The 12,582-nt window shown below is 65.2% G+C and carries 9 protein-coding genes, 3 tRNA genes and 1 pseudogene; 2 read left to right on the top strand and 11 right to left on the bottom strand.

The genetic code is table 11. The annotated features are described in order from the left end of the window. Nucleotides 1-77: 77 nt before the first annotated feature. Nucleotides 78-554, top strand: a complete 477-nt coding sequence (locus MSG32_RS15815) for a peroxiredoxin (protein ID WP_054556838.1) — start codon at nucleotides 78-80, stop codon at nucleotides 552-554. A 134-nt stretch (nucleotides 555-688) separates the two neighbouring features. Here MSG32_RS15815 and MSG32_RS15810 read toward each other — a convergent pair whose 3' ends face one another. Further along, a complete protein-coding gene (locus MSG32_RS15810; RefSeq protein ID WP_043336373.1) occupies nucleotides 689-1,780 on the bottom strand; it encodes an AI-2E family transporter in 1,092 nt (363 codons plus the stop codon). Further along, the gene (locus tag MSG32_RS15805; RefSeq protein WP_043336423.1) at nucleotides 1,777-2,043 is read right to left on the bottom strand and encodes a sulfurtransferase TusA family protein; all 267 of its coding nucleotides are present in this window, start codon (nucleotides 2,041-2,043) and stop codon (nucleotides 1,777-1,779) included. The genes MSG32_RS15810 and MSG32_RS15805 overlap by 4 nt, the downstream gene beginning before the upstream one ends. A gap of 255 nt (nucleotides 2,044-2,298) precedes the next feature. On the opposite strand from MSG32_RS15805, the gene MSG32_RS15800 reads away from it, so the two are divergent. After that, on the top strand, nucleotides 2,299-3,801 hold the full coding sequence (locus tag MSG32_RS15800; protein ID WP_248380628.1) for a M48 family metalloprotease: 1,503 nt from the start codon (nucleotides 2,299-2,301) through the stop codon (nucleotides 3,799-3,801). Nucleotides 3,802-3,910: 109 nt separating this feature from the next. On the opposite strand, the gene nadA is transcribed toward MSG32_RS15800, so the two are convergent. The 9 genes and pseudogenes from nadA to MSG32_RS15755 form a co-directional block, all read right to left on the bottom strand. Next, on the bottom strand, nucleotides 3,911-4,969 hold the full coding sequence (nadA, locus tag MSG32_RS15795; protein WP_248380794.1) for a quinolinate synthase NadA: 1,059 nt from the start codon (nucleotides 4,967-4,969) through the stop codon (nucleotides 3,911-3,913). 318 nt (nucleotides 4,970-5,287) lie between these two features. Then, nucleotides 5,288-5,362 (bottom strand) — tRNA-Lys (locus MSG32_RS15790). A 16-nt stretch (nucleotides 5,363-5,378) separates the two neighbouring features. Continuing rightward, a tRNA-Lys gene (locus MSG32_RS15785) sits at nucleotides 5,379-5,453 on the bottom strand. A gap of 36 nt (nucleotides 5,454-5,489) precedes the next feature. Then, nucleotides 5,490-5,564 (bottom strand) — tRNA-Lys (locus MSG32_RS15780). Between the two features lie 267 nt (nucleotides 5,565-5,831). Continuing rightward, nucleotides 5,832-6,692: a 23S rRNA pseudouridine(2605) synthase RluB gene (gene rluB, locus MSG32_RS15775; protein WP_043336411.1), complete on the bottom strand. Its 861-nt coding sequence runs from the start codon at nucleotides 6,690-6,692 to the stop codon at nucleotides 5,832-5,834. A 926-nt stretch (nucleotides 6,693-7,618) separates the two neighbouring features. Further along, nucleotides 7,619-8,140, bottom strand: a pseudogene (gene scpB / locus MSG32_RS15770) (SMC-Scp complex subunit ScpB); the annotation flags it as partial. Beyond that, on the bottom strand, nucleotides 8,137-9,174 hold the full coding sequence (locus MSG32_RS15765; protein ID WP_248380625.1) for a ScpA family protein: 1,038 nt from the start codon (nucleotides 9,172-9,174) through the stop codon (nucleotides 8,137-8,139). The pseudogene scpB and the gene MSG32_RS15765, both read right to left, overlap by 4 nt. A gap of 126 nt (nucleotides 9,175-9,300) precedes the next feature. Further along, the gene (locus tag MSG32_RS15760) at nucleotides 9,301-10,515 is read right to left on the bottom strand and encodes a hypothetical protein (protein WP_043336371.1); all 1,215 of its coding nucleotides are present in this window, start codon (nucleotides 10,513-10,515) and stop codon (nucleotides 9,301-9,303) included. Between the two features lie 131 nt (nucleotides 10,516-10,646). Then, nucleotides 10,647-12,437, bottom strand: coding sequence for a DEAD/DEAH box helicase (locus MSG32_RS15755; RefSeq protein ID WP_248380623.1), 1,791 nt, complete (start codon nucleotides 12,435-12,437; stop codon nucleotides 10,647-10,649). Nucleotides 12,438-12,582 lie beyond the last annotated feature (145 nt).

The following is a 12,582-nucleotide window of genomic DNA, read 5'->3' as shown; positions in this document are numbered from 1 at the left end:
CCCATCACTGCCGGTTTTTTTCATCATTCAGCACTGTCAGCCGCCACATGGCCGTCAGTCATCGCCAGGAGAGCACGATGAGCGTCAGCCTCGGTCAGCCAATTCCCGACTTTACCGCCCAGGCCACCAGTGACACCGAAGTCACTCCGGCCAGCCTCAAGGGCAAGCAAGCCGTCATCTATTTCTACCCGAAGGACCACACGCCGGGCTGCACCACCGAAGGCGGTGACTTCCGCGACAACCTCGAGGAATTCGAAGCGGCCAACACCGTGATTCTCGGCGTTTCCCGCGACAGCCTGCGCACCCACGAGAACTTCCGCGCGAAACAGGGCTACCCGTTCGAGCTGATCAGCGACCCGGACGAGACCCTGTGCAAGATCTTTGACGTCATTCACATGAAGAAATTCATGGGCAAGGAAAGTCTCGGCGTGGTGCGCTCCACCTTCCTGATCGACGCCGACGGCAATCTGGCGCGCGAATGGCGTGGCGTGAAGGTCAAGGGCCATGTCGAGGAAGTGCTGGAAGCCGCCCGCGAGCTCAACGCTGACCGCTAGTCTCGAATGGCAGCAGCTCGAGTGGCAGCTGTCCGTGTGACAGCAGCTCGTGGAGAAACAGCTGGGCAGAGAGCGCCTGTGCGCCAGCCGCCTCAACCATGAAAAAGCCCCGCCGATTGGCGGGGCTTTTTCGATCAGGCGCTCTTGTCCGCGACCCGATTCTCCTCGGCGCGCGCCCGGCGCGGCCAGGCATAGAGCAGCGACTTCATCAGGGTCGCCAGCGGGATGGCGAAGAACACCCCCCAGAAGCCCCAGATGCCGCCGAAGAACAGCACCGCGAGGATGATCGCCACCGGATGCAGATTGACCGCCTCCGAGAACAGCAGCGGCACCAGCACGTTGCCATCGAGCGCCTGGATGATGCCGTAGGCGATCATCACGTACATGAAGGTGTCGCCCAGCCCGTAATGGAAACCGGCGACGGCGGCGACCGGCAAGGTCGCCCCTGCCGCGCCGATGTAGGGGATCAGCACCGAGAAGCCGACCACGATCGCCAGCAGCGCCGAATACGGCAGCCCGAAGGCGACGAAGGTGACGTAGCTGACGCCGCCGACGATGACGATCTCGATCACCTTGCCGCGCACGAAGTTGGCGATCTGGTCATCCATCTCGTTCCAGACCCGGCTCATCAGCAGGCGCTTGCGTGGCAGCAGCGCCAGCGTGAAGTCCACCAGCCGCTCGCGGTCCTTGAGCATGAAGAACACCAGGATCGGCACCAGCACCAGGTAGATCACCACACCCATCAGGTTGCCCAGCGACGCCAGCGACAGCGATACCGCGCGCTGCCCGAACTGGGTCAGCTCTCGCCCGGCGGCGCCGACCCATTGCTGGACCTGCTCCGGCGTGATCAGGCCGGGGAAGCGCTCCTGCAACTCGCCCAGCCAGCGCTGCCCGGAGGCGAACATGCCGGGAATCTCCTGGATCAGATTGGCCAGCTGATGCCAGACCAGCGGCAGCAGGATCAGCGCACTGGCCAGCATGATGCCCATGAACACCAGCGTCATCAGGCTGACCGCCGCCAGGCGCGGCAGGCCACGGCGCTCCATCCAGCTGACGCCGCTCTGCAGCAGGAAGGCGACGATCAGGGCGGTGAAGAATGGCGCCAGCATGCTGCCGAGCAGAATGACGGCGGCGAACACCAGCACCAGCACCAGAAACAGCACCACCGCTTCTTCGTCGGAGAAATAGCGTTCGATCCAGCCACGCAACAACGTCTTCATGGTCATGACGGATCTTCCTCGCACAGCGCCTTGATCACGAAGCGATAATCGCCCTCTGGCGTCTCTTCACGCGAGACCAGCGCGTGATCGCTCAGCGCCAGATAGGCAGGAATGTCGCCCCAGGCGCCGGCGTCACTGGCGAGGACCTCGAGTTGCTCGCCGGCACTCATGCCAGCCAGTTTGAGCTTGGTGCGCAGCAGCGGCAACGGACAGTGCAGGCCGCGCGCATCCAGCGTCTGCAGGTGGGTATCGGCCGTGGAGTCAGCCATCGGATTCGCAGTCTCAGCGCCAGGTCGTTCGAATGCCATCTGCCCTTCCGTTCTCGTTATGATGTTCTGCCGCACGCCATGGAGGGTGCAGCTTGAAAACGCCCCGATTTAAGGGCACCTTGCCTGACAAAGCAACTTTCCGCCCTGCGCGGCTGCGTCCTGCCCGGACTCGCGCAGGGCCGTCAACGCCAGTGCGGCGCCCGGCAATCCTGCGAGCCGACCGCACCTTGCGCCATATCGAAGAGGATTGCCTGCATGTCGTTGCTGCCCCCCTTGAGCGGACGCGTCCGCATCGGACGCCGCGGGCTTGCCACCCTGTCGAGCGCCCTGCTCGGCCTGTTGCTGATGGGCGCGCCGGTCGCCAGTGCGCCGGCCGCATCCCACAACGACTATGGACTGCCGGACCTGGGGAGTGCGAGTGGCGGCATCTCCAGCAACGATGAATATCGTATCGGTCGCGCCTGGCTGCGTCAGTTCCGCGCCCATGTGCGTGAATGGGATGATCCCATCACTCTGGACTGGATCGGTAGCATCGTGCGTCGACTGGCGCCGTGGAGCGAGCTGGATGAGCGCAATTTCATCATCACGCTGGTCGCCAGCAGCCAGCTGAACGCCTTCGCCGTGCCCGGCGGCGTGGTCGGCGTCAATACGGGGCTGTTCGTCTTCGCGCCGGACCGCGACGCCTTCGCCTCGGTGCTCGCCCACGAACTGGGCCACCTCTCCCAGCATCACTTCGCGCGCAACATGGAGCGCCAGGCCGAGACACGCCTGCCGACACTGGCCGGCTTCCTCGCCGGCATGGTGATCGCGGCAGGCGGAGGCGGTTCAGCGGGCATCGCGACCATGGCCGGCACCCAGGCCGCTGCCATTTCCGACCAGCTGGCCTATTCGCGCCGCTTCGAGCAGGAGGCCGACCGCGTCGGCATCGATGCACTGTCACGCGCCGGCTTCGACCCCGAGGCCATGCCGCGCATGTTCCGCGCCATGCAACGCATGGCCAGCCTGCAGGGCGGCAACGCACCGGAATTTCTGCTCACGCACCCGGTGACCGAGGCGCGCATCGGCGACACCCAGGCGCGTGCCGACGCCATGCAGAAGGTGACACCCGACCCGCTCGCGCAGCTCGCCTACGCGATGATCCGTGCCCGCGCCTTGCTGGCGCTCAACCTGCGCCAGCCCGAGCAGGGGCTGACGACACTGCGCGAAGACAACCCCGACCCCGACGCGATTGCCTACTATCAGGCGCTGGCCGCGGCGGAGCACAACCAGGTCGACAAGGCACTGGCCGCGCTGGATCGCCTGCATGACAAGCATCCTGACCTGACCCTGATCAGCGCCAGTGCGGTCGAGGTCGCGCGGGATGCCCGGCGTTATGAGGAGGCGACCCGCCGCGCCAGACGCCTGCTGCGCCTGCAACCCGACTACCTGCCGACCCGACTGGCCATGGCGGAAGTCGCGCTGCAACAGGACCCCGCCGCCGCGCGCCAGCAGCTGGAGGACATGCGTCGCGATCATCCCGATGACCCCAAGGTCTGGAGCCTGGCCTCCGAGGCCAGTGGGCGCAGTGGCCACACCGCCGAGGCCTTCCTGTATCGCGCCGAATTCGACCAGCTGGAGGGCCGCATGGACAAGGCCTTCGCGCAGCTCAAGCTGGCCGACGAGGCCGCGCGCAAGAACGGCGACTTCAGCATGGCCAACCGTATCAGTTCACGCCGGGAGGACTTCAAGCGCTATCGCAACGCCATCGAGGAGTTCTGAGGCAGCCCCCGCTCGCTTCACCAGGCAAACAAAAACCGCCGCCCCGGGAAATCGGGAGCGGCGGTTCTGGTTCATGCAGACATCAATTGGTGGCGATCAGCGTCAGCGCTCAGCCGCGATTGAATTCCAGCATCCGCGTCAACGGCTTCAGGGCGCGCTCACGCAGGTCATCATCGACGAAGACTTCCTCGGCATTGGCTTCCGATGGATCGCGACGCAGCACGGCGGCCAGATTCTCCAGGCCGTTCATCGCCATCCACGGGCAGTGCGCACAGCTCTTGCAGGTCGCGCCATTGCCGGCGGTCGGCGCCTCGTACAGCTGCTTGTGCGGCGCAGCCTGCTGCATCTTGAAGAAGATGCCACGATCGGTCGCGACGATCAGCTGCTGATTGTCGAGCTCGACGGCGGCCTTGATCAGCTGCGAGGTGGAACCGACCACATCGGCCAGCTCGACCACCGACTGCGATGATTCCGGGTGCACCAGCACCGCGGCGTCCGGGTAGACCTTGAGCAGGTCACTGATGCCCTGGGCGCGGAACTCGTCGTGGACGATACAGGCGCCGTCCCACAGCAGCATGTCGGCACCGGTCTGCTTCTGCACGTAAGCGCCCAGATGCTTGTCCGGCGCCCAGATCAGCTTCTCGCCCCGGGCATGCAGGTGCTCGATGACATCGACGGCGATCGAGGAGGTCACCACCCAGTCGGCACGCGCCTTCACGGCCGCCGAGGTATTGGCGTACACCACCACGGTGCGGTCGGGATGAGCATCACAGAAGGCCGCGAACTCGTCTTCCGGGCAGCCGAGGTCCAGCGAGCAGGTCGCCTCCAGCGTCGGCATCAGTACGCGCTTCTCCGGCGACAGGATCTTGGAGGTCTCGCCCATGAAGCGCACGCCGGCGACGATCAGTGTCGAGGCGTCATGGCGGGCGCCGAAGCGTGCCATCTCGAGCGAGTCGGCCACGCAGCCGCCGGTTTCCTCGGCCAGCTGCTGGATGGCGTCGTCACAGTAGTAATGCGCGACCAGTGCGGCATCACGCTCGATGAGCAGCTGCTTGATCTCGTCGATCAGCGCGGCATCTTCGGCGGCGGGGCGTGTCGGGCAGTAAGCGCGGGCCAGATGCTCGCGCACCTGCTCACGGACGGCATTGTGGGCCTCACGACCCGGCATGGCATTAGTCAGGCTGTTCATGTGTCTCTCACCTAGCCCACAGGGGCTCCCCCTGTGCTGAGTGGGTCAGGACTCGGCCCGGACACGAACGGCCCGTGGCGGCCCTGCCAGCGCTGCAGCTGGGCTCCCCAGACTGCGGCGTGTGCCTTGGGCGTCTATCGCCCGCAGCGTCGTCCGCACTGGGCGGACATGAGCCTTGGCTCGCCCACAAGGATACGCCTGGCGCGATCGCGGCTCCAGTCGACTTGGGGGGCAACGGACTCTTTCCTTTCGCGTAACAAAAATTGCCCCGCGCCAATGAAGGCACGGGGCAAGATCTGGTGGGTCGTGAGGGATTCGAACCTTCGACCAATTGGTTAAAAGCCAACTGCTCTACCACTGAGCTAACGACCCAAAACTGGGTGGCGGATGGTGGGTCGTGAGGGATTCGAACCTTCGACCAATTGGTTAAAAGCCAACTGCTCTACCACTGAGCTAACGACCCGCCGCCGGGTGCTTTGCAAGAGACCATTCCAGAGAATGGTGGGTCGTGAGGGATTCGAACCTTCGACCAATTGGTTAAAAGCCAACTGCTCTACCACTGAGCTAACGACCCTTGCGAAGCGGGACGTAAGATACCGCCGATCCCGTTTCGACGCAAGCCTTTTGCAAAAAAACTTCAAGTAAATGACCAGCTTGTCCGCTGGCACCTCGCGAAACGCCCGCGCCAGCGCGGGGCCAGCCCCTGTGACAAAGACACGCAAGCCCGCGATGGGCGCGGGCTTGCGGGTTACCACTTAGGTCGCACGAGCTTGTGGCATGTCCACGAGCTTATGCCATGTCAGTGAATGACGGCGCATCGCCGCCCTCACCGACTGCGCCATCAGCGCGGCTTGCGCGTACGCTGCGGCGGCTTCTTCATGGCGCGCACCGGACGACGCTTCTGCTTGTCGCGGCTCCAGCGGTTCTGCTCGTCCGGCGTCAGGGCCGGCGCCTTGCGATGCTCGAGACCTGCCAGCGTGGACAGCTCATCGATCTCACTCTGCTCCATCTCCACCCACTCACCGGCGCGAGCGCGCTTGTCGAGGAAGATGTTGCCGTAGCGCACGCGCTTCAGACGGCTGACGGTCAGGCCCTGGGAGTCCCACAGACGGCGAACCTCACGGTTGCGGCCTTCCATGATCACGACGTGGAACCAGCTGTTGATGCCTTCACCACCGAATTCCTGCACATCGGTGAAACGTGCTGGGCCATCTTCGAGCATCACGCCATTGACCATGTTGACGACGTGCTCGCGCTTGACCTCACCCATGACACGCACGGCGTACTCACGCTCGATCTGGGTCGACGGGTGCATCAGGCGGTTGGCCAGCTCGCCGTCGGTGGTGAACAGCAACAGACCGCTGGTGTTGATATCGAGACGACCGATCGCGATCCAGCGCTCGCCCTTCAGGCGCGGCAGACGCTCGAAGACGGTGCGGCGGCCTTCCGGGTCCTTGCGCGTGCACAGCTCGCCTTCCGGCTTGTTGTACATGATGACGCGACGCGCCGTCTCTTCGGCGCCCTTCAGGCTCTGCGGACGATCATCGAGGCTGACCTGGTCACGCGGGCCGACGCGATCGCCCAGCTGGGCGACCTTGCCGTTGACCTTGACGCGACCGGCGCTGATGGCGACTTCCATCTCACGGCGGGAGCCGAGACCGGAGCGCGCCAGCACCTTCTGCAGTTTCTCGTCCTCGACCAGCTTGTCGCCCTTGGCCTGCGGCGGCAGCGGACGCAGTTCCGGCGCGTCGGCGGCGGCCAGCTTCTTGCCGACATTGGCCTTGCTGCCACGCGTGGACTTGCCGGTATCACGGGTCGGGCGAGCCTGCTCGCCACGCTTGTCGGCAGAATCCGCCGCGCGCTTGTCCGTGACATTCTTGTCCGCGAAGGCCTTGCCGGTCACGGCCTTGCCACCGGCGTGCTTGCCGCCAGCCTGCTTGTTGCCTGCCTGGCTGCTGCCGGGGCGAGAGGTCTTGCGCTTATCAGAGTCTGTCTTGCTCATGACATGAACCATTTCATCTATAGGAGTTTCGCCTACGCAGGGTCGTCATCATCGACGGTCCCGGCAGCGGAGGAGTCGTGCGGCTGCGCATCGGCAGCGTCGTCATCCTCGTCTGCGCCGCGCAAACGTTGGCTGAGGCGCGCTTCGAGTGTGGCGAAGTCGAACCCCGAGCCGGTGGACGCCATCCCGGCGTGGTCATTTTCCGCCTGTGAAGCGGAGGGTGCTGCTGTGTTCGGTGTGTCAGCCGAGGCGCCGGAGGTATCGAGTGCGCGCATCTTCAGCGCCTCTTCCAGCTGCTCGGCGGTGACGTCCGGCGGTTGCCAGTCGTCGGGCACCGGGGTGCCGGTGTCGGTCTCAAGATCTGACTCAAGCCCTGTCTCAAGCCCTGTTTCAAGCCCTGTTTCAAGCCCTGTCTCAGCGCCTGATTCAGTCTTTTCCCCAGTCTCTGCCTCAGGTGCTGACTCAGGCGATGTCTCATGCTCTGGATCAGCCCCCGCATCAGCGCCGTCTGCCGGTGCCTCCTCCGCCTCGCCGTCCGGGTCATCCGGCAATGGCAAGGTCTGAGAGGGCGGCACATCATACAGGTCTGCCTCGAGCTGTTCGAGTCCTTCGAAGCCTTTCAGTTCATGCACCGGCGGCAGCTCTTCCAGCGTCTTGAGCCCGAAGTCATCGAGGAACTGACGCGTGGTGGCGAATACCGCCGGACGCCCCGGCACATCACGGTGACCGACCACTCTCACCCAGCCGCGCTCGACCAGGGTGCGCATGATCGAGGAGCTGACCGTCACGCCACGCACCTGCTCGATATCGCCGCGGGTCACCGGTTGACGATAGGCCACCAGCGCCAGGGTCTCCAGCAAGGCGCGCGAATAACGTTGCGGACGCTCTTCCCACAGCCGCGATACCCAGGGGGAATACTGCTGGCGAACGCGCAGCCGCCAGCCACTGGCGGTCTCGATCAGCTCCAGCGCGCTCTTGTCGGCCGGGTGGCGCGCTTCCAGCTTGCCCAACGCCTCGCGCAGCGCGGGCCTGGTCGGGCTTGAATACTCATCGAACAGACCGGCCAGGCGCTCAAGCGTCAGCGGCTCGCCGGCGGCCAGCAGGGCCGCTTCGATGATCTGGTCCAGCGGGACATCGCGCAAACTCATGACGCCGCGTTCTCCTGCTCGTCGGATGGGGGTAAGGAAGGTGACGTCTGCGCACCATCGGGCGCTGCGTCATCGTACGCTGCGTCATCGAACGCCCCCTGATCGGCTGCCACCTCATCTTCGTCGGCGAACTCCAGTGCCAGCCAGTCCTCGTCATCCTCTGGGTCCGGTTCCGGCGTGCGGGCGCGCACGTGAATCGGTGACAGCGGCGCATTCTGGACGATCTCGATCATCGACTCCTTGGCCAGCTCCAGAATCGCCATGAAGCTGACCACCACCCCGGCACGCCCTTCCTCGAGCGTGAACAGCTTCTCGAAGGGCGTGAAGTGCTCATGGGTCAACAGATTCATGATCGCCAGCATGCGCTCGCGGGTCGACATCACCTCACGCGAGATGGTGTGCGCCTGGACGAGATCCGCCTGACGCAAGAGACCGGACAACGCGCCGAGCAATTCCGACAGATCGACATCAGGGTGCACCACCCGCGTCTCGAGCTCGGGCAGGTCTGCCGTGGCCACGAACCAGTCGCGGCCCTGACGTGGCATCTCATCCAGCCCTTCGGCGGCCAGCTTGGTCTGCTCGTATTCCTGCAGGCGGCGGATCAGCTCGGCGCGCGGGTCCTCTTCCTCGTCGTCATCACTCGCCTTGGGCTGACGCGGCAGCAGGCTGCGCGACTTGATCTCCGCCAGCATCGCGGCCATCAGCAGGTATTCACCGGCCAGGTCGATCTGCATGGCGTGCATCAGCTCGACATACTCGATGTACTGATGGGTGATGGCCGCGACATTGATGGCGAGGATATCGAGATTCTGGCGACGAATGAGGTAGAGCAGCAGATCCAGCGGCCCCTCGAAGGTCTCGAGAAAGACACGCAGCGCCTCCGGCGGGATGTACAGGTCCTGCGGCATCTCGGTGAGCGCGGTGTCGTTGACGCGCGCCAGCACCGTCGACGCCGCCGTCGGGGGCGTGACGAGAGGTGCGGGCTGATGCCCATCGGTGAGGGCAAAACTGGCGCCATCGAGCAGGTCGCTCATGACATCTCCTGCAGGAGGCGGGTGAAGGTGGGTCCGGGGGACGGGCATTCTAGCGGCTCGCGCCCCATCCCCCAAGTCTTTACGCCGCCGGTGACACGCCGGGCCCGCGCTCGGCGCCGCCCGCGCCTAGCGATAGGTCAGGCCAATCACGCGCCGCAGCTCATCCAGGGTGTCACGCACGGTGTCGCGGGCCCGCTCGGCGCCTTCTGTCATCATGGTGCGCACCTTGCCATGCTCCCCTTCCAGCGCCTCGGCACGCTCACGAATCGGCGTCAGCGCCGCGTCGACATGCTCGATCAGACAACCCTTGCAGTCCAGACAGCCGATGCTGGCATCACGGCAGCCTTCCTCCGCCCACTGGCGGTCCGAGGCGGGCGTGAAGCTTTCATGCAGAGTCCACAGCGGGCAGCGCTGCGGGTCACCGGGGTCCTTGCGACGCACGCGCGCAGGGTCGGTGGGCATCTCGCGCACGCAGGCCGCGATATCGTCGCGCCCGCTGCGCAGAAAGATGGCGTCTTCCCGTGCGGCCTTGTGTGTCTTGAGCTCCATGCCCAGCAGCGGCTCGACCTCACCCTGCCAGTGTTCCGGCTCGCCGAGGATGCGCCGCCCGCCACCTTCCAGATAGCCGAGCAGGCGCTCCTGCTGGTTGCGGTTGAGCTTGCTGGTCTCGGCCAGCAGGCCACGCGCGCGCTCGAAGGCTTCCAGATCCCCCTCTTCCTGGTAGTCGCTCAACCATTCGCGATACAGGCGACCGCTCTTCTTGCCCAGGCGCGCGATGGCGCGTTCAGCCTGCTCCTCGAAGCCGGCATCGCGGCCATAGCGATGATTGAAGCGTCGGGCGACCTCACGGGTGAACTCGATATGCGCACGCTGCTCGGGGCCGGCGGGCACCACCTGCCCCCGCAGCGCCAGAATGTCGGCCGCCTGCATCAGGGGCGCACCGAGCATGGCCAGGCTGGCACCCTGCTGCTCACCGAGCCCGGCGACCATCTCGCGGTAGCTGGGCAGACGCTCCAGCCAGGCCTTGGGCGTGACGCTGGCCAGGATCATGTGCACATCGGTCAGCTCCGGCACCCACGACTGGATGAACAGGGTAGCGACCTTGGGGTTGACCCCACAGGCGAGACAGTCGATCACCATCGCCCAGCTGTATTGCTCGATCTCGTGAGGCGCGTGACCGCTGACCGCCAGCGCGTTCCAGTCGGCGACCAGAAAATAGGCATCGTGATGGTATTGCAGCTCGGTCCAGCGCCGGATCACTGATTGATAGTGTCCGAGTTGCAGGTGTCCGGTGGGGCGTAAGCCGGACACCAGCCTGGCCGAGGTATCGGTGGCACTCACCTTGTGAGTTCTCCCTGAGGCGTATGAAGCCGCCAGTCTAGCAACCCGAGGCACCGATCAGCATCCCCGCGACGTCGTGTCCCTGACAACATGCGCCACGCGACCGGATCACGCAGCGGCCAGCGCGCCGTTCAGCCGGCGGCGATACCGGTGCGATAGCGCCCGGCGTAGTCGAACAGCTTGTCGCGGATCTGCCAGTAACGCCCGCTCTTGCGCCCGATGACGAAGTCCGGCGCCTTGAGACGCTCCTCGCCCGCCAGCACCTCGGCGATGTCCTTCGGCGCCCAGTCACTGCCCGGCGCGCGCAGATGACGCGCGAGGAAGCTCAAGCGGAAGGCGTGACGCTGGGCGGAGGTCTCGAGCGCGAACCACTCGGACAGATCGGTGCCATCCTCGTCGTAATAGGTCACCTTCAAGCGTGGCAGACCGCGCCCGTTGCGCGCCTCCTCCAGCTGCCAGCCGCTGACGCGCAGCACCCGTGCGTCACGCAGCTTGAGCGCATCGCGCAGCTTGTCATCCGGGTCGACCAGCCGTGCCTGACAGGCATGACAATGGCGTGCGGCAATGTCATTGGCCTCGCCACACTGCGGGCAGGCCTTGGCGCGATAGCGGAAGTCGCACTGCACCAGCGGCCTGCCCTCGCCCTCCGGTGACTCGACCAGCCCCTGACAGCGACGCCCGAAGTGCTCGACCACCAGCTCACCATCCTTGCGTCCCCAGAACAGATTGGCATTGCCGCACACCGGGCACTCGACCTGGACGATCTCGGTGTCGCCGGCCGGCTTCGGCGTCGCCACCTCCGGCGCGTAGAGGTCCCAGGGGTTGCCGGCGTAGTCGAGAATCAGACAATCCGTCTTGCCGGGACTCAGACGCAGGCCGCGCCCGACGATCTGCTGATAGAGACTGACGGATTCGGTGGGCCGCAGGATGGCGATCAGGTCGACATGCGGCGCATCGAAGCCGGTGGTGAGCACCGCGACATTGACCAGATACTTGAGCTGCTGGGCCTTGAAGGCATTGATCAGCCGCTCGCGCTCCTCGCCGGGGGTCTCGCCGGTGATCAGTGCCGCCTCGCCGTCAGGCAGGAGTGCGGTGACTTCCTCGGCATGCTCGACGGTGGAACAGAACACCATCACGCCACGCCGTTCGCGTGCCTGGGCGACGATATCCAGCACGATGCCCGGCGTCGCGCGGGAGCCCTGCACCACCTCGTTGAGCTCCGCCTCCTGAAAGCTGCCGCCGATGCCGGGCGCCAGCTGCGAGAAGTCATAGCGCGCCACCGCGACATCGACGCGCCGCGGCTCACTCAGAAAGCCTTGCCGCACCATCAGGCGCAGCGGCTGCTCGAAGACGCAATCACGGAAGAAGCAGTCATCATCCCCGCGCACCATGCCGTGATAGTGACGATGGAAGATGAAGCCCTGACCGAGACGATACGGCGTCGCCGTCAGTCCCAGTACCTTGAGGCGCGGATTGTGCTCGCGCAGATGATTGATGACCTTGCGATAGCTGGCGTCCTTCTCCAGCGAGACCCGGTGGCACTCATCGATCACCAGCAGCGTGAAGGGTGCCGCCTGTGCATCAGCCGCCTGTTCCTCAGGCGTGAAGGCATCGAGGTTGCGCACCACTGACTGCACCGAGCCGAACACCACCTGACGCGAGGCCTGCTTGCGCTTGAGGCCGGCACTGAAGATGTCGGCGTCCTTGCCATAGGATTCGTACTTGGCGTGGTTCTGCTCGACCAGCTCGCGCACATGCGCCAGCACCAGCACACGGCCACGCGCGATACGCGCAAGCTCCGCGATCACCAATGACTTGCCGCTGCCGGTGGGCAGCACGATCACCGCCGCCTCATCACTGCGGCGAAAGTGCTCGACGGTACGCCGCACGGCCTCCTGCTGATACGGACGCAGCTCAAACATGCAGCGCCGTCCAGCGAGATACGCGAGTGGGAGCGCTGCCGGCAGGCAGGCCCAGGAAAGTGATGGCTGACAGGGACGTGAGGGCTGACAGTGACGTGATGGCTGACAAGGAAATTGACATCAAGGGGCCGCCGAATCGCAGGAA

It is taken from the genome of Cobetia sp. 1CM21F (assembly GCF_023161745.1).
GTDB lineage: Bacteria > Pseudomonadota > Gammaproteobacteria > Pseudomonadales > Halomonadaceae > Cobetia > Cobetia amphilecti.
The sequence above is the reverse complement of the archived record's forward strand: the minus strand, read 5'-3'. Positions and strand labels throughout refer to the sequence as shown.